The 23,955-nt window shown below is 54.1% G+C and carries 24 protein-coding genes; 13 read left to right on the top strand and 11 right to left on the bottom strand.

Translation table 11 applies throughout. The annotated features are described in order from the left end of the window. Window positions 1–179 precede the first annotated feature (179 nt). On the top strand, window positions 180–827 hold the full coding sequence (lipB, locus tag C9J03_RS23660) for a lipoyl(octanoyl) transferase LipB (protein WP_039461481.1): 648 nt from the start codon (window positions 180–182) through the stop codon (window positions 825–827). Next, window positions 824–1,795 carry a lipoyl synthase gene (gene lipA / locus C9J03_RS23665; RefSeq protein ID WP_039461438.1) on the top strand — a complete coding sequence of 324 codons (972 nt, stop codon included), beginning with the start codon at window positions 824–826 and terminating at the stop codon, window positions 1,793–1,795. Before lipB ends, lipA begins: the two co-directional genes overlap by 4 nt. 121 nt (window positions 1,796–1,916) lie before the next feature. Here the strand turns inward: lipA and bamC are convergent, their stop codons facing one another. After that, window positions 1,917–2,945, bottom strand: coding sequence for an outer membrane protein assembly factor BamC (gene bamC, locus C9J03_RS23670; RefSeq protein ID WP_044622627.1), 1,029 nt, complete (start codon window positions 2,943–2,945; stop codon window positions 1,917–1,919). A 30-nt stretch (window positions 2,946–2,975) separates the two neighbouring features. Continuing rightward, the gene (gene dapA, locus C9J03_RS23675) at window positions 2,976–3,857 is read right to left on the bottom strand and encodes a 4-hydroxy-tetrahydrodipicolinate synthase (protein WP_044622626.1); all 882 of its coding nucleotides are present in this window, start codon (window positions 3,855–3,857) and stop codon (window positions 2,976–2,978) included. 312 nt (window positions 3,858–4,169) lie between these two features. Here dapA and C9J03_RS23680 point away from each other — a divergent pair, with 312 nt between their 5' ends. Both C9J03_RS23680 and bcp read left to right on the top strand, forming a co-directional pair. Beyond that, on the top strand, window positions 4,170–4,709 hold the full coding sequence (locus C9J03_RS23680) for a glycine cleavage system transcriptional repressor (RefSeq protein WP_044624386.1): 540 nt from the start codon (window positions 4,170–4,172) through the stop codon (window positions 4,707–4,709). A gap of 10 nt (window positions 4,710–4,719) precedes the next feature. After that, window positions 4,720–5,190 (top strand): thioredoxin-dependent thiol peroxidase, encoded by a 471-nt coding sequence (bcp, locus tag C9J03_RS23685; protein ID WP_044622625.1) that lies wholly within the window; start codon window positions 4,720–4,722, stop codon window positions 5,188–5,190. Window positions 5,191–5,287: 97 nt separating this feature from the next. On the opposite strand, the gene C9J03_RS23690 is transcribed toward bcp, so the two are convergent. Beyond that, entirely contained in the window at window positions 5,288–6,364 is a 1,077-nt protein-coding gene (locus tag C9J03_RS23690) for an AI-2E family transporter (protein ID WP_039461428.1), read from the bottom strand. A 7-nt stretch (window positions 6,365–6,371) separates the two neighbouring features. Next, on the bottom strand, window positions 6,372–6,599 hold the full coding sequence (locus C9J03_RS23695) for a sulfurtransferase TusA family protein (RefSeq protein ID WP_039461426.1): 228 nt from the start codon (window positions 6,597–6,599) through the stop codon (window positions 6,372–6,374). Between the two features lie 183 nt (window positions 6,600–6,782). On the opposite strand from C9J03_RS23695, the gene bepA reads away from it, so the two are divergent. The 4 genes from bepA to C9J03_RS23715 all read left to right on the top strand — a co-directional run bounded on the left by bepA (window position 6,783) and on the right by C9J03_RS23715 (window position 9,745). Next, window positions 6,783–8,237 (top strand): beta-barrel assembly-enhancing protease, encoded by a 1,455-nt coding sequence (bepA, locus tag C9J03_RS23700; protein ID WP_044622624.1) that lies wholly within the window; start codon window positions 6,783–6,785, stop codon window positions 8,235–8,237. 130 nt (window positions 8,238–8,367) lie between these two features. Beyond that, complete coding sequence (gene arsC, locus C9J03_RS23705; protein ID WP_044624385.1) at window positions 8,368–8,718, top strand: arsenate reductase (glutaredoxin); 351 nt, start codon at window positions 8,368–8,370, stop codon at window positions 8,716–8,718. A 15-nt stretch (window positions 8,719–8,733) separates the two neighbouring features. Beyond that, a complete protein-coding gene (gene wrbA, locus C9J03_RS23710) occupies window positions 8,734–9,315 on the top strand; it encodes an NAD(P)H:quinone oxidoreductase (protein WP_044622623.1) in 582 nt (193 codons plus the stop codon). Window positions 9,316–9,319: 4 nt separating this feature from the next. After that, on the top strand, window positions 9,320–9,745 hold the full coding sequence (locus tag C9J03_RS23715) for a DUF2069 domain-containing protein (RefSeq protein WP_044622622.1): 426 nt from the start codon (window positions 9,320–9,322) through the stop codon (window positions 9,743–9,745). 75 nt (window positions 9,746–9,820) lie between these two features. Here C9J03_RS23715 and C9J03_RS23720 read toward each other — a convergent pair whose 3' ends face one another. Then, complete coding sequence (locus C9J03_RS23720) at window positions 9,821–11,032, bottom strand: DUF2066 domain-containing protein (RefSeq protein WP_052829717.1); 1,212 nt, start codon at window positions 11,030–11,032, stop codon at window positions 9,821–9,823. Between the two features lie 293 nt (window positions 11,033–11,325). On the opposite strand from C9J03_RS23720, the gene C9J03_RS23725 reads away from it, so the two are divergent. Continuing rightward, entirely contained in the window at window positions 11,326–12,579 is a 1,254-nt protein-coding gene (locus C9J03_RS23725) for a uracil-xanthine permease family protein (RefSeq protein WP_044622621.1), read from the top strand. A gap of 121 nt (window positions 12,580–12,700) precedes the next feature. On the opposite strand, the gene upp is transcribed toward C9J03_RS23725, so the two are convergent. After that, entirely contained in the window at window positions 12,701–13,327 is a 627-nt protein-coding gene (gene upp / locus C9J03_RS23730) for a uracil phosphoribosyltransferase (RefSeq protein ID WP_044622620.1), read from the bottom strand. A gap of 194 nt (window positions 13,328–13,521) precedes the next feature. Here upp and purM point away from each other — a divergent pair, with 194 nt between their 5' ends. Then, the gene (purM, locus tag C9J03_RS23735; protein WP_039461418.1) at window positions 13,522–14,562 is read left to right on the top strand and encodes a phosphoribosylformylglycinamidine cyclo-ligase; all 1,041 of its coding nucleotides are present in this window, start codon (window positions 13,522–13,524) and stop codon (window positions 14,560–14,562) included. A 3-nt stretch (window positions 14,563–14,565) separates the two neighbouring features. Then, window positions 14,566–15,210: a phosphoribosylglycinamide formyltransferase gene (gene purN / locus C9J03_RS23740; protein WP_044622619.1), complete on the top strand. Its 645-nt coding sequence runs from the start codon at window positions 14,566–14,568 to the stop codon at window positions 15,208–15,210. Window positions 15,211–15,281: 71 nt separating this feature from the next. On the opposite strand, the gene C9J03_RS23745 is transcribed toward purN, so the two are convergent. From C9J03_RS23745 to dauA, 3 genes are read right to left on the bottom strand one after another with little or no spacing between them, the layout of a single operon-like run. Then, complete coding sequence (locus C9J03_RS23745) at window positions 15,282–16,061, bottom strand: class II glutamine amidotransferase (protein WP_044622618.1); 780 nt, start codon at window positions 16,059–16,061, stop codon at window positions 15,282–15,284. Between the two features lie 45 nt (window positions 16,062–16,106). Further along, window positions 16,107–16,685, bottom strand: a complete 579-nt coding sequence (gene lpcA, locus C9J03_RS23750; protein ID WP_039461415.1) for a D-sedoheptulose 7-phosphate isomerase — start codon at window positions 16,683–16,685, stop codon at window positions 16,107–16,109. 31 nt (window positions 16,686–16,716) lie between these two features. Next, on the bottom strand, window positions 16,717–18,435 hold the full coding sequence (gene dauA / locus C9J03_RS23755) for a C4-dicarboxylic acid transporter DauA (RefSeq protein WP_044622617.1): 1,719 nt from the start codon (window positions 18,433–18,435) through the stop codon (window positions 16,717–16,719). 482 nt (window positions 18,436–18,917) lie between these two features. Between dauA and fadE the strand changes: the two genes are divergently transcribed. Continuing rightward, complete coding sequence (fadE, locus tag C9J03_RS23760) at window positions 18,918–21,368, top strand: acyl-CoA dehydrogenase FadE (protein WP_044622616.1); 2,451 nt, start codon at window positions 18,918–18,920, stop codon at window positions 21,366–21,368. Window positions 21,369–21,441: 73 nt separating this feature from the next. Here the strand turns inward: fadE and C9J03_RS23765 are convergent, their stop codons facing one another. Then, window positions 21,442–22,701, bottom strand: coding sequence for a TIGR03503 family protein (locus tag C9J03_RS23765; protein ID WP_044624383.1), 1,260 nt, complete (start codon window positions 22,699–22,701; stop codon window positions 21,442–21,444). Between the two features lie 7 nt (window positions 22,702–22,708). After that, window positions 22,709–23,437, bottom strand: coding sequence for a DNA polymerase III subunit epsilon (dnaQ, locus tag C9J03_RS23770; protein WP_039461409.1), 729 nt, complete (start codon window positions 23,435–23,437; stop codon window positions 22,709–22,711). A 52-nt stretch (window positions 23,438–23,489) separates the two neighbouring features. Between dnaQ and rnhA the strand changes: the two genes are divergently transcribed. Beyond that, a complete protein-coding gene (gene rnhA / locus C9J03_RS23775) occupies window positions 23,490–23,954 on the top strand; it encodes a ribonuclease HI (protein ID WP_044622615.1) in 465 nt (154 codons plus the stop codon). The last annotated feature ends 1 nt before the right edge of the window (window position 23,955 follow it).

Below are 23,955 nucleotides of genomic sequence, written 5' to 3' on the forward strand. Positions count from 1 at the left end.
ATAAATTGGCGGCGGTAAATTCGGCCGCCAAGTTTTCTACCCGGTCACTTCAAACCGCTTGGTTCTGCTCTACACCCAGCAATTTGAAGTCACTTGGGTATATGGTACCCTTCGGTATTGAACACCCATGCGGGGTGTCAGTTTTTCAGGCTTCGACAAACGACTAAATGGGTGTGACATTGCAAGATAAAATTATAATTCGCAACCTAGGCCGCCAAGATTACCAACCCATCTGGCAGGCTATGCATCAATTCACCGACGCACGCAGCCCGGAAACCACGGACGAAGTCTGGCTGGTTGAGCACAATCCTGTGTTTACCCAAGGCCAGGCAGGAAAAGCCGAGCACCTGCTCAACACCGGGGATATCCCCGTGGTGCAAAGCGACCGCGGTGGTCAGGTTACCTATCACGGACCTGGTCAACTGGTTGCCTATATCCTTATCGACCTACGTCGAAAAAAGATGGGTGTGCGCGATCTTGTCACGCATATCGAAAACACGATCATCAAGACCCTTTCCCATTTCGGGATTGAGTCCAATGCCCGCCCTGATGCGCCAGGTGTCTATGTCTCCGGTCAGAAGATATGTTCACTTGGATTACGGATCAGACGCGGTTGCTCTTTTCACGGTCTGGCACTCAATATCAATATGGATCTGGCTCCTTTCCTGCGCATTAACCCATGTGGCTATGCCGGGATGGAAATGACGCAAACCGCGTTGTTGAATGGGCCTTCTGAACTAGCGGAAATTCAGCCTGTACTTGTAGAAGAGCTGGTCAACCTGCTCGATTACCAGAGCATTGAGTGGAAAACGGAAAGCAATTCATGAGTAAACCAATCAAAATTGAAAAAGGTGTCAAATACCGTGATGCCGACAAAATGGCCCTCATTCCTACCCGCAGTGTAGAGGTTGAGGAAGCGCCGAAAGAAGTCCTGCGTAAGCCTGAATGGATGAAGATCAAACTGCCTTCAGACAGCCAGCGTATCCAGGACATCAAGTCAGCAATGCGCAAAAACAAGCTGCATTCGGTTTGTGAAGAAGCGTCGTGCCCTAACCTGGCCGAGTGCTTCAACCACGGTACGGCCACCTTTATGATCCTGGGTGCCATCTGTACCCGCCGCTGCCCATTCTGTGACGTTGCCCACGGCCGTCCGCTGCCGCCAAACGCCGAAGAGCCGCAGCAGCTGGCCAAGACGATTGCCGACATGAAGCTCCGCTATGTGGTGGTGACCTCGGTAGACCGTGATGATCTGCGTGATGGTGGTGCCCAGCATTTCGCCGATTGTACCCGTGAAATCCGTGCCCTGAACCCAGAGATCAAGATCGAAACCCTGGTTCCCGATTTCCGCGGCCGTATGGACCGTGCGTTGGATATCCTGCGCGACAACCCGCCAGATGTCTTCAACCACAACCTGGAAACTGCCCCTCGCCTATACCGCAAGGCGCGTCCGGGTGCCAACTACCAGTGGTCGCTTGATCTACTGAAGAAATTCAAAGAGATGCACCCTGAGGTACCGACAAAGTCTGGCCTGATGATGGGGCTGGGCGAAACCAAAGAAGAGATCATTGAGGTACTCAAAGATCTACGCGCCCACGGTGTGACGATGCTGACACTGGGCCAGTACCTGGCCCCAAGCCGCCACCACCTGCCGGTTGAGCGCTACGTACCGCCTGCTGAGTTCGACGAGCTGAAGGAAATTGCCCTTGAGCTTGGCTTTACCCACGCAGCATGCGGCCCGTTCGTTCGCTCTTCTTACCATGCCGATATGCAGGCCAAAGGCGAAGAAGTGAAATAAGCCAATTTTGCCAGCCAAGCGTCTTCTCTAAGGGCGCTTGGCAAAACGGTCGCTTATCAAGAACATAAAAAAACGCAGCTGAGCGATCAGCTGCGTTTTTTATTGCCATCTATTTTATCGCCTAGCCTTGGTTGGCTCGATCGATGGCTGCGGCCATCACAGGCGCTAGGCTGTTGAGCGCTTGTTCAGTCACTGGCTTGCCGTCGGTATCAGTAATATTAATAGACGTACGGTTACCCAGATCACCTAGCTGTAGATTATAAGCACGGTTTTCCAGATCGATCGGCTGGGTCCCCAGTTCAGCCCAGAAAGCATCATCCGGCGACTTAAACTGTACCTCGACCACGCCTTGCGAGCGGTTACGACCTTCAATGGTAAAGCCGAGTTGGCCCAAGACCTCAGGCAACCGCTCCCAGAACACGTTATACGGTGCGCGGGCAATGATTACCGGTAGGCCGCTGCGGTCCTGCCCCATCGAAATCGGGATCTGCTTGACCAGCTGCTGGGCACGCAAACGGGCTTGCTCGCGCTCTTGCTCGTCGTAGCGAGACGTCACCAGGTTGGTCATCAGAATACTGTAGCGCTCTTTGTTTTCAACGCTCACCGGTTGCTCCGCACCGCCTTCACGCCAGTCCACCAACTTGATCCGGTAGCGGTAACGGCTGCCATCCACCGATTTTTCAATCCGGTAGCGGCTACCGAGCTCGGTATCTTCATCTTCGTTGTTCCAGCTGATCCAGTCGGTTTCGATAGCATTGGCAGTCTGGCTTCTCAGCCCGATATTCTGCTCGGCAATCAGCGTCTGGGTTACCGCCCAGACATCGTCGAGATCTTGCTGTTTGACCATCACCAAGGTGATGCCCTCAGCATCTCGCAGAGCTCGCGCCCCCGGGATCAAGGCCAGTACCTGCTGTGGCGGGCGGATATCAACCCCAGGACCAATCTCGCCCTGATAGTCTCCGGCAGGGATCGCATAGTCGTTGACCTGCGCAGACTGGGCATCGCTAGGCAGTGTCCAGCTCTCCAACGGTTGGGTATTGAGGTAGTTAAAATCCTGGTTAGCCTGACGGCGGCGTTCAGCACCGCCAGAACAACCGGCCAGTGTAACTACTGCAACAGCAGCCGCCACCAGCTTATACTTATAATTCATTACGCTTCTGCGCTCCTACGCTCTAGCAAATTACAGCAGTACGTTAGCATCCTTGAGTGCTTCAGCTACTACTGGTTGGGCAGATTCGCTCAGCTCAGTCAACGGCAGGCGAAGAGTGCCATGCGAGATCAGGCCAAGCTGATGTGCCGCCCATTTTACCGGGATAGGGTTGGATTCAACAAACAATTGCTTATGAAGCGGCATCAGGCGCTGATTAATATCAATTGCCGCATCCATTTGGCCGGACAGCGCCAGCTTGAACATTTGCGCCATGTCCGCTGCCGCAACATTGGCGGTAACGGAGATCACACCGTGGCCACCTTCGGCAATAAAATCCAACCCCGTGGCATCATCACCGCTTAATTGGATAAAATCATCGCCACAAAGTTCCCGGGTTTTCTGTACGCGGGAAAGATCCGCAGTCGCATCCTTGATCCCGACGATGTTATCAATTTTCGCCAGTCGAGCCACCGTCTCGGGCAGCAAATCAACGGCGGTACGTCCCGGTACATTGTAAAGGATTTGCGGTAGATCTGTGGCTTCGGCAATCGCTTTGAAGTGCTGGTACAGGCCTTCCTGAGTCGGCTTGTTGTAGTAAGGCGTTACGGTCAAGCAGCCGGCAACACCGGTACCAGTAAAGAGTTTACTAAAGGTGATGGCTTCATGAGTCGCGTTTGCCCCGGTGCCTGCAATGACCGGAATTCGGCCCTGTGCATATTCCAAGGTCTTCAATACCACCTTCACGTGCTCTTCCACGGTCAATGTGGCTGACTCGCCGGTCGTTCCCACCGAGACAATCGCGTCGGTGCCGGCGGCAATGTGGTATTCAACAAGTGACGCCAAACTGGCGTAATCGACTTCACCGGCTTCATCGAGCGGTGTTATTAGCGCTACCATGCTTCCTGAAAACATGTCCATCTCCCCTGAAAAAATATATCCCTGGCCTCGTCATGAATTTATGCTGGTTGAGCGAATAATCAAGCGGCCAAGTCAAACCATACTACTTTTCAGTTACAGTAAACTCAAGACAGAAGTATGTAAATCAGTGAAGGCTAACTCTTTGCTAACAGCTCACTTTTACATCTACTTTTTCGCTCCCAACCAGAGGTGAAAAAAAAACCACCTTTTATGCAACCATTCACCCAGTTATCGCCAGAGATATTCCTTTGCAGCCAACCGGTCTGTGCTAACATGCAGAAGGTATTCAAAATGTGGTGTAAAAATATGGAACATTATCTTGTCGTTACGGCGGTTGGCACCGACCGCCCGGGTATATCGGATGAAGTGACCCGGCTCATAACCCTATGCGACTGCAACATTGTTGACAGCCGACTAGCCCTGTTTGGAAAAGAATTTACCCTTATCATGCTGCTTTCCGGCTCGGCCAATGCCATCACCCGGGTTGAGTCGACCTTGCCGCTCAAGGCCAGTGAACATGACTTGCTGACGGTGATGAAGCGCACCAGCAAACACGAATGCCGCCATTACCCCTATACTGCCGACTTTCACATCGAGGCCAATGACAGCCCCGGCCTGATAGAACAATTTACCCGCTTCTTCGCCTCAAGAGCGATAGACATTGCCTCGTTGAGCGCCCATACCGTGGAAAGTGAGCAAAACGGCTCACCCAATAGATTCCAGCTGCAAATAGGGACAAACTTGCCCGAAGGCTGTAACCTAATGACCTTACAAGAAGAATTTGAAGCACTGTGCCAAGACTTAACCGTCAACGGCAACGTGACTTTTGTCGGCCATAATCAATAAGGAATCCACTATGAAGACTTTGACCGCCGGTACGCCTGCGCCAGCCTTCAAGCTACCAAACCAACATGACGAGCCAGTCAGCCTGGCTGATTTCAAAGGCAAGAAGGTCCTTGCGTACTTTTACCCGAAGGCTATGACACCAGGCTGCACCGTTCAGGCCTGTGGCCTGCGTGACAGCAAAGCCGAGCTCGACCAGTTCAATGTCGAAGTACTGGGTATCAGCATCGACGCGGTCAAGCGCCTGCCGAAATTTATCGAACGCGACAACCTCAACTTCACCCTACTGTCTGACGAAGATCACGCGGTTGCCGATCAGTTTGGCGTCTGGGGACTGAAGAAGTTTATGGGTAAGGAATATGATGGCCTGCACCGCATCAGCTTCCTGATCGATGAAAACGGCGTGATCGAGCATGTGTTCAATAAATTCAAGACCAAAGACCATCACGAGGTGGTGCTGGCCTACCTCAAAGAACACTGCTAGCCACTGAGCCACTGCTTCAGCGAACAAGCTCAACTGGCCAGAGATAGCAAAAAGGCCGCAAATGCGGCCTTTCCTGTATCAAACGTAATAGAGCCTGCTACTCTTCCACTTGCTCTTCAGGCGGGGGCTCTGTCGCAGGCAGGGCATTCCATACCGCCTTCACCAAGGTCGCTAGCGGGATAGCAAAGAACACCCCCCAAAATCCCCACATACCACCAAATACCAGTACCGCGACAATGATGGCCACCGGGTGGAGGTTGACCGCCTCCGAGAACAGAATTGGTACCAGGACATTGCCGTCAAGGGCCTGGATAATGCCGTAGGCGACCAGCAGCCACCAGAACTCCGGGCTGATCCCCCACTGGAACAACCCCACCATCGCCACTGGCAGCGTAACGGCCGCCGCGCCAATATACGGGATCAAGACCGAGAAACCGACCAACACCCCGAGCAAGACCGCATAACGCAGATCCATCACGGCAAAAGTGATATAGCTGACAATACCGACAATAAAGATTTCCGTGACCTTGCCGCGGATATAGTTGGAGATCTGCTGGTTCATTTCCGCCCCTACCTTGCTGGTCAGGCGACGGTTCTTCGGCAGCAGGCCACTGAGCATCTCAAGCATCTCTTCCTTGTCTTTGAGCAGGAAGAAAACCAGCAATGGCACCAAGATCAGGTAAACGGCCAACGTCGCCAAGCTGACCAGTGACGCCAGTGAGCCTTTGACCACGCTCTCCCCCATCCCCAGCACCTTCTCGCGCAGGGTGATCATGAAGGTGGAGACCTGGTGCGGCTGGACAAAATCGGGATAGCGCTCCGGCAGGCTAGAGACGTAGTTCTGCAACCCATTGAACATATTGGGTACATCGGCAATCAAGTTGCCGACCTGATGCCAAATCGTCGGTACCAGGCCAAATATCGCCATGACCATCAAACCGGCAAAGATCAGCAGCACCCCCATCACGGACAGGGTTCTTGGCAGCCCCAGCCGGGTCAGTTGCATCACCGGCCACTCCAGCAGGTATGCGAGGACAATCGCCACCAGCAAAGGGGCTATCAGGTTACCGAAGAAATAAATCGTCAGGAAGCCACCCAAGAGAATAGCTACCAAGCTCACGGCATGGGGATCGGAAAATCGTCGCTGATACCAGCGAGTCAGCATATCCAGCATAAAATGTTTACTGCCTTTTAGTCACAATAATTTCAAGCACCTGTTGGTTGTCCAACCGTACATCAATAAAAAAGCCATGGTTCGAGAGGTAGCGGGGGATATCCTGCCTTGCCCCTGTGTCAGTGACATGAATTTCAAGCGTATCGCCAACATCAAGCGCATGTACCGCCCTTTTGGCCATCAAGAGAGCCATCGGGCAGCGCTCTGTCGTCAAATTAAGCAATGCACGTTCCATTCCGGTATACTGACAATTATCATCCATCGGGTTATTGTAAAGGACATTCAAACGACAAAAAAGAAACCTGTCAAAGGTTTCGCTGTCAGACCTTGGTGAAAAACAGCGTTATTCAGGAAAGGTTTAGCCTCGCAGTAGTGCGAATGCAGGAACACGCAACAGAAGGCGGTATAAATTATTACTATGTTTCGATTTGCTAAGGCACCAGCCTATCTTCTTATCAGTGCATTACTCGGTACCAGCGTGGCTGCCCCGGCCAATGATCTCAGCAGCCTGCCCGATATCGGGACGGCAGCGGCAGCAACGCTCAGCATCGAAAAGGAAATGGAGTATGGCGATGCCTACATGCGAATGATCCGGGCCAGCATGCCGGTGATCAGTGATCCTCTGCTGTCTGAATACATCCAAGATCTCGGCCACCGGCTGGTTGCCAACGCCAACGATGTCCGGACCCCGTTCAACTTCTTCATGATCCAGAACCGGGATATCAACGCCTTCGCTTTCTTCGGCGGCCATGTGGCGATCCACTCCGGTTTATTTCTCCATGCCAACACCGAAAGTGAGTTAGCCTCGGTTGTCGCGCACGAGATCGCCCACGTCACCCAGCGCCACCTCGCCCGAAGCATGGAAGATCAGGCCCGAAAATCCCCGGCAACTCTGGCAGCCCTGATTGGCTCTATGATGCTAGCCATTGCCTCGCCTGAAGCAGGGATCGCCGCCATTCATGCCACCACGGCAGCATCGGCACAGGGGCAGATCAACTATACCCGCAGCAACGAAAAAGAAGCCGACCGGATCGGGATTGCCACCTTATCCAAGTCCGGTTTCGATGTGCAGGCGATGCCGCGCTTCTTCGGCCGCCTCGCCGACCAATACCGCTATGTCAGCACGCCTCCACCTATGCTGCTGACCCACCCACTGCCAGAATCACGGATCACCGACAGCCGTAGCCGGGCCAACCAATTTCCAGCCCGCCAGGTCCAGACCTCGCAGCGCTACCAGCTCGCTCGGGCGCGCATTGTCGCCCGCTATGCCGGGATTGATAACAACGCAGCGCTTGACTGGCTAGAGCGTCAGGCTCGCAGAGGTAACGCGGTAATGCAGGACGCCGTCAACTATGGCAAGGCACTGGTCTATATCGACTCCGAGCAGTACGAAAAAGCCCATGCCCTGCTAGATCCACTGCTGGCCAAGGAGCCTAACAACCGTTTCTACATCGACTCAGCCACCGATCTCGATCTGCACCAAAAGCACTATGAGCGGGCCATTGCCCGTCTTGAAGCGGCACTGAAAGCCAACCCTAACAACAAGGTGTTGCGCCTGAACCTGGCCAATGCGTTGCAAGAGGCTGATCGCAGCAATGAGAGTATTCCGATCCTCACCCGCTATACCTATGACAACCCGAATGATCCAAACGGTTGGCACCTGCTGGCACAGGCCCAGGCCGCCAATGGCCGCCGGGATGCCGAACTGGCTGCTCGCGCTGAGCTGCTGGCCCTGCGGGGAGCATGGGAAAAGGCTATCCAGCTCTATATCCAGGCGAGTCAGATTGTCGAGGTCAACTCACTCGACCAGGCCCGCTATGATGCCCGGATTGATCAGCTTCGTCTTGCCAGACAACGGGTTGCCAATCTCTGAGCGCGCTCTCAAAGAACCGCAGCCATAGCATTCCTTCTTGATGACAGGTGTTCTACAATGGGGCAACATCATCAAAACAATTTGTAACCGGCGTGGGCACCGCGCCGGTTACCAGCCAGAAGGAAGCACCATGTCAGTCACCATTTACCACAACCCACGTTGCTCGAAAAGCCGCCAGACCCTAGCACTACTGGAGGAGAAAGGGATCAGCCCGACAATTGTCAAATATCTTGATGACACCCCTTCTGCAGAACAAATCCAAACCCTGCTGAGCCAGCTGGGCTACGCCTCGGCCCGCGATATGATGCGAACCAAAGAAGCGTTATACAAAGAGCTAGAGCTGGGCGGCGCAGATGTGACCGAGCAGCAGCTGATTGATGCCATGGCGGCCAACCCGAAATTGATCGAGCGCCCTATCGTGGTCAACGGTGAACGCGCGGCAATGGGCCGCCCACCCGAGCAAGTACTGGACATCCTGTAATTCGGCCAGCTGCTGATGCACTGTATCCTAGTCCTCTATTACAGCCGCCACGGCTCGACCAGGCAGCTCGCCCGCCAAATTGCCCGCGGGATCGAGCAGGTTGCCGGCTGTGAGGCCGTCTTGCGTACCGTTGCCGATCTCGGCACCGACGGCCAGCTACAGCCGGAAGCCTCTGGCGATCCGCTGGTGACCAAGGGTGATCTCCAGCACTGTACCGGGCTGGCACTCGGCAGTCCGGTGCGGTTTGGCAATATGGCCGCCCCACTCAAGCACTTCATCGACTCGACCAGTGCCGAATGGCTAGGCGGTAGCCTGATCGGCAAGCCGGCCTGTGTCTTTACCGCCTCGTCATCGATGCACGGAGGCCAGGAGACGACCTTGCAATCGATGATGCTGCCACTACTACACCACGGCATGCTAATTGTCGGCCTGCCCTACTCGGAGCCCGCCCTGCATACCACGGTGACCGGAGGGACCCCCTATGGCCCCTCCCACCTCAATCACCCACAGTCTCGTCAGCTAAGCCGCGAAGAATGCGAGTTGGCGCAGGCCTGTGGCAAACGCCTGGCTGAAGTCGCCTGCAAATTACAAGGATAGAGCCATGACCGTCATGCAGAAAAAAACGCGTATGCTCCGCTACAGCGCCATGACCACCAATATTGGTCTGTTGGCCTGGGTGGCACTCTGGCAGGCCGCCCTCTCACCGCACCCGCACCTCAACAGCATGATCATGGCAGTGGTCTGGATCGCCCCACTGCTACTGCCACTCAGGGGGATACTGGCAGGCAGGCCCTACACCCATGCCTGGGCCAACTTCATTCTGATGTTTTACTTTCTCCATGCCCTGACCATATTGTGGGTCGACGGCGGAGAGCGCTGGCTGGCACTGGTCGAGCTGCTCCTGACGACCGGTGCCTTCATGGCCAATATCCTGTTTGCCCGCCATCGCGGCAGAGAACTTGGGCTTAAGCTGAAGAAACTATCCCAAGTCGAAAAAGAAGAGAAAGCTCGCCATGAGGGCCGGTAGCGCCCTGTGACGATAGAAACAAAAACGGTGGCCCAAGCCACCGTTTTTTTCTCTCACTAACAAGGGGAAAGCCCCTTACAACGCAACCGACGTTGAAACCGGTGCTGAACTTGACCAGCTAAAGACTGCCGCCTGCTTGGCCGGCGTAATCACCACCGGCTCGGCATCACTCGGCTGCTCGTCGCCGAGCTGCTCAAGAGAAGCCGGTTGGGCTGGCACGGTCGTTGTACCTATCACTCCTTCAAGCTGCGGCGCCGGCTCAAGTTGTTCCTCCTGAGGGGCAGCAACGGCTGACAAGCGGCGATCCTGGCTCAGCTCACGCTGGAACGCTTCTTCCGTGCTAAGCAGCTGCACCGAAAATTCCACCCGGTCGCCCTGAATACGGTAGGCATTGACAGCCGCCACCGATGTCAGGTTGGTAAGCAGGCGCTCCAGGGTAAAGAAATCTTTCGAGGAGTGGATATTCTCAACCACCACCGCCAGTTGGCCACTGGTATCACCGCCCAGTGGTACCGCATATTTGGCCCCCAGAATATCCGCCACGCTGTCAACCATCTGGGCCACAGAGGTCACTGCTTCACCGCTGCTGCGGCCTTCAGACGGTGCTACCTGGTTACGGCCAAGTTGCTCCACGTTGCCAGTATACAGTTGCCAATTAATGGCTAACTGCTCGCCACCTTGCTGACGGGCACGTACGATCAGTACTGCCTGCGGCTGGTAACGCTGGCTGGCTGTCGCAATAGGCTGAACAAAACCGCCCCAGATATCCGGCGTGCTGATCGCCGTCACATCTTCGAAATCACCAATCGGCATCATCACCGGCACCCCGCGGCGCTCAGCATCGTCCTTAATACGATTGGCCAAGTCGTTGTTTGCCTGATCCCAGACAATATTGCGGCTTCGGTTGGCATCTTCCACCAGCCAGACCAAGACATTCGGACGCTTTTCGCTCCAGAACGTCGAATTAGCCTGGGTCAACAATGTACGGATCCGGCTGCGGTCAAAAGTCAGCTGCAGGGTACGTTGGCCATCGAGGTTCGCATAGCTGAACTGGCTGACGTATTGGTTACTGCTCCCTAGTGCCTTGGCAACGACCTCGTTCTCCACGATGTTGCTCTGCCCCGAGACCTTGATCAGTACCTGCTCCAGAGCCTGTCGTCTGGCCGCTTGCTCGGATTGGCGATCCGTATCAGGCAAGGCAACCTGCGCCTGATAAAGGTTGGTCACCGTGGCGGCCTTCAACGGCAGGGCCAGCAGTGCCAAGAAAAGTAATGCAATACGCAACATAAAGTACTCGTTATCACTAAAGTTAATGCCCGATCATAAATTGAACATATCTTACGGAGCAACTGCTTCCCACACAAAAAAATCATTCAATTGTATTTTTCTGTTCCTAACTTTTTATAAGTTTTTGCTATATGACAATAATCATCGTCAATGTTCTGTCAGTTTTCATTATGTACATCACAAAATTATGCTGGGATCCCTTTTTGGCAATTTTTGCCGATTAGCCTTAGGTAAACGGTTGCCTCTGTGCTAATATTCCGCGATTTTTTTTACAGACAGGGTGGAAATCAACCATGATGCAGATATTACAGGGTGCCCAGATGCTTTTCGTTGCATTTGGCGCATTGGTTCTGGTACCGCTTCTTACCGGACTGGATCCCAACGTTGCCCTCTTCGGTGCCGGTATCGGTACTCTCCTCTTCCAAGTCATCACCAAACGCTCCGTCCCTATCTTCCTCGCTTCCTCTTTTGCTTTTATTGCCCCTATTATGTATGGCGTACAAACCTGGGGGATCCCTGCGACCATGGGTGGCCTGATGATGGCCGGTGTGATCTACGTTTGTATGGGCGCAATCATCAAGGTGCGCGGCGTAGCCATTATTCATAAGCTGCTACCACCGGTCGTTGTCGGCCCGGTGATCATGGTGATCGGTCTTGGTCTGGCCCCAGCAGCTGTCAACATGGCACTGGGTAAAACCGGCGACGGTGCGGTGCAGTTGGTCAACGGCGATGCTGCTCTGTGGATTTCAGCCATTTCCCTGCTAGTCACCATCGGCTTCAGTGTTTTTGCCAAGGGCTTTTTCAAGCTGATCCCAATTATGGCAGGTATTGTGGCTGGCTACTCGGTCAGCCTTGGTTTCGGCGTTGTCGATTTCACACCGGTCCAACAGGCAGCTTGGTTGGCACTGCCGAACTTCACTTTCCCAGAGTTCAACATCAACGCCGTGCTATTTATGATCCCGGTGGCCATTGCCCCAGCGGTTGAGCATGTCGGTGATATGCTGGCGATTTCCAACGTAACGGGTAAGGACTACCTGAAGAAACCGGGCCTGCATCGCACCATGGCCGGTGACGGGGTAGCGACAATAGCCGCTTCAATGTTCGGCGCGCCGCCAAACACGACCTACTCTGAAGTAACCGGTGCGGTGATGCTGACCAAGGCCTTCAACCCGGTGATCATGACATGGGCTGCCGTCACCGCTCTGGTACTGGCCTTCGTCGGAAAGCTGGGCGCGATACTGCAGACGATCCCGGTTCCGGTGATGGGCGGTATCATGATCCTGCTGTTCGGCTCGATTGCCACGGTCGGTCTTAACACCCTGATCAAAAACCAGGTCGATCTGCACAAGGCGCGTAACCTAGTGATTGTCGCGGTAACCCTGGTATTCGGTATCGGCGGGATGGCTTTCGGTATCGGCGAATTCAGCCTGCAGGGTGTGAGCCTGTGCGGTATCGTGGCAATTCTGCTGAACCTGATCTTGCCGGATGACCTCGGTGAGAACCACGTGGTCGATAATGCCCAGATGGAAGAAGCTGCTGACAAATAATCGATAAGCCAAGTAACCGGGCCTCAGGGCAAGTATCTAAACCCGGTTATTGATTATATCGAGCCAATAAAAAAGCCGGATAACAATCCGGCTTTTTTGTCTTTCGACGGTATCTTCGAAATTATTTGGTACCGAAGATCTTGTCACCAGCATCACCAAGACCCGGTACGATGTAACCTTTGTCGTTCAGCTTCTCGTCGATAGCCGCGGTGTATAGCTCGACATCCGGATGGGCTTTCTCAAGCGCCGCGATACCCTCAGGTGCCGCAACCAATACCAGTACCTTGAACTGCTTACAGCCTTGCTCTTTCAGCAAATCCAGCGTGGCAATCATCGAGCCGCCAGTTGCCAGCATCGGGTCAACAACCAGGGCAATACGCTCGTCGATGTTTGAGGCTAGCTTGTTGAAGTAAGGCACAGGCTCCAAGGTTTCTTCGTCACGGTAGATACCCACCACACTGATACGGGCGCTTGGCATGTGCTCAAGTACGCCGTCCATCATACCAAGACCAGCACGCAGGATTGGCACAACCGTTACTTTCTTACCTTTGATCTGATCAATTTCAACTGGACCATTCCAGCCTTCAATGGTAACTTTTTCTGTTTCGAAGTCTGAAGTCGCTTCATACGTCAGCAAGCTGCCTACTTCCGTTGCAAGCTCACGGAAACGCTTAGTGCTGATGTCACCTTCGCGCATAAGACCAATCTTATGTTTTACTAGTGGGTGTTTAACCTCAACGACTTTCATCTCTGACTCCTGGCAAATAAATTTCAAAAAATCGCACTATTATACACTAGACCATTTACGCTCTGGTAGGGGTGCAGCGGTTGTTTGCTCAGGAAACACTCAGTGACAAATATTGACGCAAACGTTTTCCTTTCCGCCCTGACTGCTGTTATCATACCCCCGCTTTTTTACTTTAATACGTTGAGGAAACTCCTGTGAGCGGCAATAACTCTTCTCTTAGCTACAAAGATGCTGGTGTTGATATCGATGCAGGTAATGCATTAGTTGATCGTATTAAAGGGGTGGTAAAACGCACCCACCGTCCTGAGGTAATGGGCGGTATTGGCGGTTTCGGCGCTTTGTGCAGCCTGCCGACCAAGTACAAGGAGCCAGTACTGGTATCTGGCACCGACGGTGTGGGAACAAAACTGCGCCTGGCAATGGATCTGAACAAGCACGACACTATCGGTATCGATCTGGTTGCCATGTGTGTAAACGATTTGATTGTACAAGGGGCCGAGCCGCTGTTCTTCCTTGATTACTACGCAACGGGCAAGCTGGACGTAGACACAGCAGCAGACGTGGTAGCAGGGATCGGCGAAGGCTGTATCCAATCTGGCTGTGCACTGATCGGTGGTGAAACGGCGGAAATGCCTGGCATGTACCACGGCGAAGACTACGACGTTGCTGGCTTCTGTGTCGGTGTGGTCGAGAAGGCAGACATCATTGACGGCAGCAAGGTTGAAGAAGGCGATGCCCTGATCGCTGTTGCGTCAAGCGGCCCGCACTCGAATGGTTTCTCGCTGATCCGCAAGATCCTTGAAGTGTCAAAGGCCGATCTGAACCTTGATCTGGAAGGCAAACCGCTTTGCGAGCACCTGCTAGAACCAACCAAAATCTATGTTAAGTCGACCCTGAAAATGATGGAGAGCTGCGACGTTCACGCGATTTCCCACATCACAGGCGGCGGCTTCTGGGAAAACATCCCACGCGTACTGCCAACAGGCACTAAGGCAGTGGTTGACGGTAGCAGCTGGCAGTGGCCAGCCGTGTTCAACTGGCTGCAAGAAGCCGGTAACGTGGACACGTACGAGATGTACCGTACCTTCAACTGTGGTGTTGGTCTAGTGATTGCCCTGCCAAAAGCCCAGGCAGAACAAGCGATCAGCATTCTCAATGCCGAAGGCGAGCAAGCTTGGCTGTTGGGCCACATTGCTAATGCCAACGAAGGCGAAGAGCAGGTGGAGATCCTGTAAGCAATGAAGAATATCGTTGTTCTGCTCTCGGGCAACGGCTCTAACCTTCAAGCGATGATTGATGCCTGCGAGTCAGGCATCATCAAGGACGGCCGTATCAGTGCGGTATTGTCCAACAAGGCCGACGCTTACGGACTAGAGCGTGCCCGCCAAGCTGGCATTGATGCCCTCCACCTGTCGGCAGCCGACTATGCCGACCGTGACGCATTTGACCAGGCCATGGCCGAGCGCATCGACAGCTACCAGCCGGATCTGGTGATCCTGGCCGGCTTCATGCGCATCCTCAGTGGTGACTTTGTCCGCCACTACCAGGGCCGGATGCTCAATGTCCACCCCTCCTTGCTACCGAAATACACCGGCCTCAATACCCACCAGCGGGCTATCGACGCCGGCGATGACGAGCACGGTACCAGTGTCCATTTCGTCACCGAGGAGCTCGATGGCGGTCCGGTGATCCTCCAGGCCAAGGTGCCTATCTTTGCCGGTGACACCGCCGACGAAGTCATGGCGCGCGTGCAGGAGCAAGAACACCGCATCTACCCAATGGTTGCCAACTGGTGCCTGCAGGGCCGGGTGGCGATGGCTGAAGGCAAGGCAGTACTCGATGGCACCCTGTTACCGCTATCGGGCTATGCGGCCGACGAATAAGCCTGCCGGGCTTCTAGCCGGCATAAAAAAACGCGACCGATGGTCGCGTTTTTTATTTATCCTGCGGGATATTACAAGGTTCGATTGAAAACCTGCTCGCCAAAATGGAACACATTAAACTCCCCGACCGCCATCTTGTGCCAACTCTCGTCATTGGTCAGCGGCTGGGTGGCGATAACCGTCACCACATCGTTAGGTGTCGTCTCTTCATGAAAATCAATCGTCACATCCTCATCGATCAAAGACGCCTTGCCAAACGGTGCCCGACGGGTGATCCAATGGAGATTATTAGTACAGTAGGTTAGTACATACTCACCGTTGCTCAGCAGCATGTTGTAGACCCCCAGCTCACGAAGCGTGTCACAACTTTCCGCCAGCAGGCAATATACCGCCTCCCAATCATCCGGCGTATCCGGGAACTTGTCATCCAGCTGTTTGAGCAGCCAGCAGAAAGCGATTTCGCTGTCGGTATCGCCCACCGCCTTGAACCGGCCGGTATCGAGCTGTTCATAACCGGTCAATTGGCCATTGTGGGCAAAGGTCCAGTATTGACACCAGAGCTCCCGGGTAAACGGGTGGGTATTTTCCAGACTCACCCCCCCCCGGTTTGCCTGCCGGATGTGGCTGACCACCGCACAGCTCTTTATCGGGTATTCCTGCACCAACTCTGCAATACGTGATTTGCAGCTCGGGTTCGGATCCTTGAAGGTCCTAAACCCTTTGCCCTCGTAAAAGGTTATGCCCCAGCCGTCGCGGTGCGGGCCGGTATTACCGCCACGCTGCATCAAGCCGGTGAAACTAAAGCATATATCTGTCGGCACATTAGCACTCATGCCAAGTAATTCACACATAGTCCTTTATGCCCTTCCTCTGTTGCACCAGTCATCGAGACTGGATTATTCCGCCATCTCTTTTTCGATAAGCATAATCAAGATGTGAATGATCTTGATATGGACTTCCTGGATACGATCAGCATAGCCGAAGTGCGGCACGCGAATTTCAACATCGGCCAGGCCCGCCATCTTGCCGCCGTCTTTACCTGTCAGGGCGATCACTTTCATCCCCTTGGCCTTGGCTGCCTCAATAGCCTTCAGGATATTACCGGAATTACCCGATGTCGATAGGCCGAACAGGACATCACCTTTTGCGCCGACCGCTTCTAGATAGCGGGAGAATACCGACTCGTAGCCGAAGTCATTGCTGACACAAGACAAATGGCTCGGATCGGAAATCGCAATCCCAGGGTAACCCGGGCGGTTTTCGCGGTAACGCCCTGTTAGCTCTTCGGCAAAATGCATCGCATCACAGTGCGATCCACCGTTACCACAAGACAACACCTTGCCACCTTGCTTAAACGACTCGGCCAGAATTTTGGCAGCTGCTTCGATATCAGCAATATTCTTGTCATCGCTTAAAAAACGGTTGAGGACTTCTGCCGCTTCCGTCAACTCGGCGCGGATGGTGTCTTGATACATAGGACCTTCTCTGTCTTATCAAAAATTATTATCAACTAGCAGTGTACAAAGAAACGCTTGGAAGTGTCGACTCCTTAGATTGAACATTGTGAGTCTTTATCGCCAAATGTTCACGTAATGACTCGGCAGAGCCACAGCAAGCAACATTATCCACGGTTAAAAGACCGGCAGCTGCCAGCTTCTTCTCGATATGCGCAGCCACGCCAAGCAGGTAAACCGGGTAGTCACGGATCCGGTCAATGGCGTTTTCCAGCGCATGAATAGCGGTTATATCAATGGTGGTGACATCACTGAAATCCAACACCACCGCCTGAGTCTCGGGCGCGGTGTAGTCAATCACCGACAGGGCTTTTTCACTGGCGGCAAAAAACAGCGGGCCGTTGATGTCATAGACCACCACATCATCACCGAAATTCTGGTGCGGGTGCCCTCCGGCCACTTTGTCGACCGTGGTCAGCGAGGCGATACGCTGGATAAACAAGACCCCAGCCAGTAGTAAGCCCACCACGACCGCCACCACCATGTCGAAGACGACGGTCAGGGTAAAGCAGGTCAGCAGTACCGCGACATCCCTTCTCGGGGCGACTTTCAGGGTATGGACAAAGTGTGGTGCCTCGGACATGTTCCAGGCCACCATGATCAGCAAGCCCGCCAGTGCACTCATCGGCACATAGGACAGCATCGGTGCCAAGGCAATCATTGCAGCCAATACAAACAGGGAATGGACAATCGCCGACAACGGGGAGAAGGCACCGGCCCGGATATTGGTTGCGGTACGGGCAATAGCAGCCGTCGCCGGGATCCCGCCAAAGAACGGTACCACCATATTTGCCAAGCCCTGGCCGACCAGCTCGGCATTGGGGTTATGCTTAGTGCCCGTCATGCCATCGGCCACAACGGCACACAGCAGGGACTCAATACAACCCAGCATGGCGATAGTAAACGCCGCTGGCAACAGCTCTACCACCAGTGCCCATGAGAAATGGCCGTCCTGCCACGGCATGACGAGCTGCGGCAACACCTGCGGGATCCCCTGGCCAACCAAGTCACCGATCTGGTAGTGGAACTTCTCACCCAGCAGGCCTACATGCCCGCCGCTGCCGTGATTGACCAGCAGCGCCAACAAAGTACCGGCCAATAGCGCCACGACATGGGCCGGGACCTTGGTTTTCAGCTTGGCCCAGAGAATAAAAGCCGCGATAGTCACGACCCCGATCAGGGCATCGGCCATATTCAGGGTCGGCATCGCGCTGGCATAGGCCACCACTTTTTCTGGAAAGTGGATCGGGTTGCTAGCAACACTCAGCCCCAGCAGATCTTTGAGTTGTAAGAAGGCGATCGTCAAACCGATACCTGCAGTAAAGCCGGTTGTCACCGGATACGGGACATAGGCCACCAACTGGCCTAAACGTAATATCCCCATCAGCAGCAAGATCACCCCGGACATCATGGTTGCCAGCATCAAGCCGGACAGCCCATATTGCTGGGTGATAGGTAACAGGATCACCACAAACGCGGCTGTCGGCCCGGTAATATTAAAGCGTGAGCCCCCCAGCAGCGCCGCCAGCAAACCGGCCACAATCACCGTGTACAACCCATGCTGGGGCGGCACCCCGACAGCAATCGCCAAGGCCATCCCCAGAGGGATCGCGACTACACCGACGGTAACACCGGAAACAATATCGGACCGCAGCGACGAAAGTGAAAAGCCTTCACGCCAGGCCTGTTTAAACGCATCAAATAGCAACACGGTAAACCCCTTGCAAGCCAAACAGCAACGACAAAAGCCAAACACGCTTGTTACCGTTTGGTGAAAAGAAAGAAAAGGTAGCTGTCATCCCGAGAATGGGATCCGGCGGGCAACTGTCAGTCGGAGTCCGGGAAAGGCAACAATCTGGAAAGGCCACTTTGCGCAGCCTCGTTCACTCCCTGAAAAATCATGAAAATGCGGCTTCGATGCCGTAGTCCTGATAATACGTGAACTATGTCACGGGATCTTAATTGTATGAGGAATTAACGCAAGTAGTTTTTTCCTTCACGCTGATCTCGATCAATCCCTTATTTTACAAGCAGTGACAAGACATCTTTACGTAACTGCCCCCTTTCAGAACGGAAAATTATTTTACATTTCCTTAAAAACAACATTACACTTATCACAAGTGGTTAGACCTCTTACCTTGCATAAAATGTACCTAAATTATAAAAAGCAACGCCCCTATAAGGAGATTGAACATGGTTACACTTGTGTACCTACTCGGGCTGATTGGTATAACCGGTGTGCTGGCTTACCACCGGGCAAACCTTCGCACCTTCACCCTGGCTATTGCCGCTGCACTGGCCGTGGGCACCTTACTTGATATTACCGGCCAGTTCAGCTGGTTGGCTTTCCTTGTCATTGCTATCCCGCTCAACATCACTTCCCTACGCCGCTCGCTGCTGAGCCGCCGCGCGCTCGGCGCCTTCAAGAAAGTGATGCCTGAAATGTCACGGACCGAGAAAGAAGCCATCGACGCCGGTACGGTATGGTGGGAAGCCGACTTGTTCCGTGGAGCCCCAGACTGGAACAAGCTGCACGATATCCCGGCCCCGCGACTGAGCCCTGAGGAAAAAGCCTTTCTCGATGGTCCGGTCAATGAAGTTTGTCGCATGGTCAATGATTTCCAGGTCACCCACGAGCTGGCCGATCTGCCACCTGAAGTTTGGCAGTACCTGAAAGACCACAAGTTCTTCGCGATGATCATTAAGAAAGAATACGGCGGCCTTGAGTTTTCGGCTTACGCCCAGTCACTGGTGCTGCAGAAGCTGACCGGGGTTTCTGGCGTACTTTCCTCTACGGTTGGCGTCCCAAATTCACTCGGTCCGGGCGAGCTGTTGCAGCACTACGGCACCAAAGAACAAAAAGATCATTACCTCCCCCGCCTTGCCGAAGGCAAGGAAATTCCCTGTTTTGCCCTGACCAGCCCAGAAGCGGGCTCCGACGCAGGCTCTATCCCGGACTTCGGTATCGTCAAGAAAGGCATCTGGCAGGGAGAAGAAGTCCTCGGGATGGAACTGACCTGGAACAAGCGCTATATCACCTTGGCACCGGTCGCAACCGTACTCGGCTTGGCCTTTAAACTGTTTGACCCCGACCACCTGCTCGGCGACGAGGAAGAGCTGGGCATTACCTGTGCCCTGATCCCAACCGAGGTTGACGGCGTGGAAATCGGCCGCCGCCACTTCCCGCTCAATGTCCCGTTCCAGAACGGTCCAACCCAGGGGGAAAAAGTCTTCGTTCCTATCGAGTTCATCATTGGTGGCCAGGAGATGGCCGGCCAAGGCTGGCGTATGCTGGTGGAATGCCTGTCGGTCGGCCGCGGCATCACACTGCCATCCAACTCAACCGGAGGGTTGAAGTCCGCAGCCATGGCGACCGGCGCCTACGCCCGAATCCGTCGCCAGTTCAAACTGCCTATCGGCAAGATGGAAGGGATCGAGGAGCCGTTGGCCCGACTCACGGGTAATGCCTATGTCATGGATGCGGCCAGTAACCTGACGGTGACTGGTATCGACCTTGGCGAAAAACCATCGGTGATCTCAGCGATTGTAAAATATCACTGCACCCACCGAGGCCAGCGCAGTGTCATTGATGCGATGGACATTGTTGGTGGTAAAGGGATCTGCATGGGGCCTAGCAACTTCCTGGCCCGTGGTTACCAGGGAGCACCGATTGCGGTCACCGTTGAGGGAGCCAATATCCTGACTCGCTCGATGATCATCTTTGGCCAGGGAGCAATCCGCTGCCATCCCTATGTGCTCAACGAAATCAATGCCGCTTACGACGAAGACGCCGACAAAGCGCTGCGCGACTTTGACCAATCCCTGTTCGGCCATGTTGGCTTTGTGATCAGCAATATGGTTCGCTCGTTCTGGTTCGGCCTGACCGACGGCCGAGCTTCATCCGCACCGAGGAAAGATCAAACCACGCGCTACTACCAGCAACTCAACCGCTACAGCGCCAACCTGGCCCTACTGGCAGATATTTCGATGGCAGTGCTGGGCGGCTCACTCAAGCGCAAAGAACGCCTGTCGGCCCGCCTGGGTGATGTGTTAAGCCAACTATACCTGGCCTCGGCCACATTGAAGCGCTTTACCGACGAAGGCGCCAAGGCGGAAGATCTGCCTTTGGTTCACTGGGGATTACAAGATGCCCTCTACCAGACTCAGGAAGCTCTGGACGAGTTCCTGCGCAACTTCCCGAACCGCCCAATTGCCGCACTGCTCCGTACCTTGGTATTCCCTCTGGGACTGAGCCGAGTACGCCCGTCGGATAGGCTAGATCACAAAGTTGCACGGATCATCCAGACCCCGAGCGAAACCCGCAGCCGCATCGGCCGCAACCAGTACCTTGAAGCAACCGCCAACAATGCCGTGGGAATGATTGAAGAAACACTACTTGATATCCTTGCCGCCGAGCCAATCTACGACCGTATCTGCAAAGCCGCAGGCAAGAAGATGCCGTTCATGCAACTTGATAAAGTGGCGGAAAAAGGGCTAGAGCTCAATGTGATTAACCCTGAAGAAGCCGAGCTGCTACGCCGTGCCGAAGAGGGCCGACTGCGTACCATCAATGTCGATGACTTTGACCCGCAAGAGCTGGCAGCCAAGCCCTACCAACCGACACCAAAGGAAATAGCGGCCTAAGCGACCAACCCCAACGATGACAAAGGGAAGCCTCGGCTTCCCTTTTTGCTATCTCGTAACGAACGTTCTCATATCAACTTTCCGGTACACTGAGTTCGGCGCTTTCTATCGTTTTTTTCACTTTGCGCTTGCGCCACAGTACGACACCGACAACCACCAGCACAATCACCAACACATTGGCCAGCGCGATAATTTTCATGGCCTTGGTACGGGCAGCTTGCCGCTCGGCAGCCAACCGTTCTAACTCTGCCTGCCGCTCCTTGGCTTCCTGCTGCTCGCGAAATGCAGCCAGGTTGCGATCGAGCTGGAGCTCGGCCTGAATGGCAAAGTGGCTGTCGGGAAGCTGGAAAATCAGCTCACGGTTGCTGAAACGGTCGGTAGCATAGAGCCAGCCCGACCAGGTGTAACGTCCGGCCAGCTTACCGTTAGGCAGCCACACCGTCAGCATTTCTTCATCCGGCAAGGCAGCTTGCTGACTGATCGTCGTCTCCCCTTCGAAGCTCACCTGCTCAATATGAGCGGCCAAGGAGCCCGCCTTCAAGGCGCCCTCCTCCCCAGCGACCACCACCTGATGGGCCTCAGACTGTCCCCGGCCTTGAATAAAGCTTGCCGAAATCGGCGGCGGGTAGACCAGTACCTCCTGCTCGACTGTACGGAGAAAAATACCATTGCCGGAACTGACCTTGACCGTATACTTACCCGGTTGAAGCTCCACCGGCAGGGCGACCGTAAAGACCCCATCACCGGCCACCTCATCGAAACCCAGGCCGTCATCGGCAAAGGTGCCCATCGGGATCGGCATCGGTAATGCCTCTTTGGGAAGCCCGTCGAGATTTTCGATATACTCGTAGAAGACCACCGTTAGATTGATACGGTCAAGGAAGTCGCGAAGCTGAAGCGGTTTGCCGTTTTGGGTCAGGCGGGCAGAAAACTTGATGGTTTCAGATTGGTAAAGGCGGGCCGGTAACTTGTCAACCTCCAACTTGAGATCAGACAAGACCACAATTTGGTTTTTCGGGCTGACCTTGCCCACCGCTTGCCATGGCCCTGCCATCGGGTTCTCAATGGAAATAATGTCCATCCCCGGGGCTTCGTACCAAGAAACGTTATCGGGATGACGCCAGGCATAATATTTCTGGCCGTCAGGGCGAACTAACACCACAGCGTTACTTTTCTGATCACGCTTGACCATAAAAGAGACCTGCTGCACCGTCGGGTCAACCCGGAAGCGATTATCCAACCAAGACATTACCGTGCTGTCATCGGCCCACAATAATTGTGGCCATAACAACAGCAGCGGCCATAACAACAGCAGCAACCCTAATCGCTTCATCATACCCTTATTGACGCCACATCACGTCACCCTTCTTGTCGATAATGTCCAAGCGCGCTTCATGCGCTTGTATTTCATCGGCAGAAGCCCGGATAACCTTTAGCGCTTTTCGCCCTGATGCCAGACGGCGGATCGCATTTTCTGCACCGGTATCACTCTCTTCGCTGCCGCTGCTAAGGGCCAGAGACGTCTGGCCACCGGTCATCATCAGATAGACATCGGCCAGGATCTCGGCATCGAGCAATGCCCCGTGGAGGGTACGGTGCGAGTTATCAATCCCGTAACGGGAACAGAGCACGTCAAGGTTGTTCCTTTTCCCCGGGAACAGCCGCTTGGCCATCTCAAGGGTATCGGTCACCTTGCAGAAATCTGTCGTCTTGCCTATCGACGGATCGAGCTTGCGAAACTCGTAATCCATAAAGCCGATATCGAAGGGCGCGTTGTGAGCGACCAGCTCTGCACCGCGGATAAAATCCATAAACTCCTGGTGGACGTCGCCGTAAGTCGGCTTGTCAACCAGAAACTCATCGGTAATACCGTGGACGTCAATCGCCTCGGCATCGATTTCACGGTCCGGCTTGATATACACATGGAAGGTGTTGCCCGTCAGCTTGCGGTTGATAATTTCCACCGCGCCGATCTCGACAATGCAGTGTCCTTCATAGTGAGGGCCGGTCATATTCATACCGGTTGTTTCAGTATCGAATACGATTATGCGTTCATTAGTGGCGTTCATAGTAGCGATTGTGTCAGACTAAAGTTTTTAACTAAGACGAATACTACCAAATATGACGAAGCAGGTAGAAATTTTCACGGACGGTTCTTGTCTCGGCAACCCGGGACCTGGGGGCTATGGTACCGTATTGCGCTATAAACAGCATGAAAAAGAGCTCAGCGAAGGCTTTTTCATGACCACCAACAATCGCATGGAATTGTTGGCCGCGATTGTTGGCCTGGCCAGTTTGAAAGAGCCGTGCCAGGTCGAGCTGACAACTGATAGCCAATATGTCCGCCAAGGCATCACCCAGTGGATCCACAACTGGAAAAAGCGCGGCTGGAAAACCGCCGACAAGAAACCGGTCAAAAATGCAGATTTATGGCAGCGCCTCGATAACGAAACCCAACGCCACCAAGTCAACTGGCACTGGGTAAAAGGCCATGCCGGCCACCCGGAAAATGAACGCTGTGATGAGTTGGCTCGTAGCGCAGCAGAATCACCTACCCAAGATGATACCGGCTACCAGGCGAGCTAAA

It is taken from the genome of Photobacterium gaetbulicola (genome assembly GCF_003025515.1).
Lineage (GTDB): Bacteria > Pseudomonadota > Gammaproteobacteria > Enterobacterales > Vibrionaceae > Photobacterium > Photobacterium gaetbulicola.

Coding starts and splice junctions, on each gene's coding strand:
- lipA (WP_039461438.1), top strand. CDS start 824: ATGAGTAAACCAATCAAAATTGAAAAAGGTGTCAAATACCGTGATGCC.
- bamC (WP_044622627.1), bottom strand. CDS start 2,945: ATGAATTATAAGTATAAGCTGGTGGCGGCTGCTGTTGCAGTAGTTACA.
- dapA (WP_044622626.1), bottom strand. CDS start 3,857: ATGTTTTCAGGAAGCATGGTAGCGCTAATAACACCGCTCGATGAAGCC.
- C9J03_RS23680 (WP_044624386.1), top strand. CDS start 4,170: ATGGAACATTATCTTGTCGTTACGGCGGTTGGCACCGACCGCCCGGGT.
- bcp (WP_044622625.1), top strand. CDS start 4,720: ATGAAGACTTTGACCGCCGGTACGCCTGCGCCAGCCTTCAAGCTACCA.
- C9J03_RS23690 (WP_039461428.1), bottom strand. CDS start 6,364: ATGCTGGATATGCTGACTCGCTGGTATCAGCGACGATTTTCCGATCCC.
- C9J03_RS23695 (WP_039461426.1), bottom strand. CDS start 6,599: ATGGAACGTGCATTGCTTAATTTGACGACAGAGCGCTGCCCGATGGCT.
- bepA (WP_044622624.1), top strand. CDS start 6,783: ATGTTTCGATTTGCTAAGGCACCAGCCTATCTTCTTATCAGTGCATTA.
- arsC (WP_044624385.1), top strand. CDS start 8,368: ATGTCAGTCACCATTTACCACAACCCACGTTGCTCGAAAAGCCGCCAG.
- wrbA (WP_044622623.1), top strand. CDS start 8,734: ATGCACTGTATCCTAGTCCTCTATTACAGCCGCCACGGCTCGACCAGG.
- C9J03_RS23715 (WP_044622622.1), top strand. CDS start 9,320: ATGACCGTCATGCAGAAAAAAACGCGTATGCTCCGCTACAGCGCCATG.
- C9J03_RS23720 (WP_052829717.1), bottom strand. CDS start 11,032: ATGTTGCGTATTGCATTACTTTTCTTGGCACTGCTGGCCCTGCCGTTG.
- C9J03_RS23725 (WP_044622621.1), top strand. CDS start 11,326: ATGATGCAGATATTACAGGGTGCCCAGATGCTTTTCGTTGCATTTGGC.
- upp (WP_044622620.1), bottom strand. CDS start 13,327: ATGAAAGTCGTTGAGGTTAAACACCCACTAGTAAAACATAAGATTGGT.
- purN (WP_044622619.1), top strand. CDS start 14,566: ATGAAGAATATCGTTGTTCTGCTCTCGGGCAACGGCTCTAACCTTCAA.
- C9J03_RS23745 (WP_044622618.1), bottom strand. CDS start 16,061: ATGTGTGAATTACTTGGCATGAGTGCTAATGTGCCGACAGATATATGC.
- lpcA (WP_039461415.1), bottom strand. CDS start 16,685: ATGTATCAAGACACCATCCGCGCCGAGTTGACGGAAGCGGCAGAAGTC.
- fadE (WP_044622616.1), top strand. CDS start 18,918: ATGGTTACACTTGTGTACCTACTCGGGCTGATTGGTATAACCGGTGTG.
- C9J03_RS23765 (WP_044624383.1), bottom strand. CDS start 22,701: ATGAAGCGATTAGGGTTGCTGCTGTTGTTATGGCCGCTGCTGTTGTTA.
- dnaQ (WP_039461409.1), bottom strand. CDS start 23,437: ATGAACGCCACTAATGAACGCATAATCGTATTCGATACTGAAACAACC.
- rnhA (WP_044622615.1), top strand. CDS start 23,490: ATGACGAAGCAGGTAGAAATTTTCACGGACGGTTCTTGTCTCGGCAAC.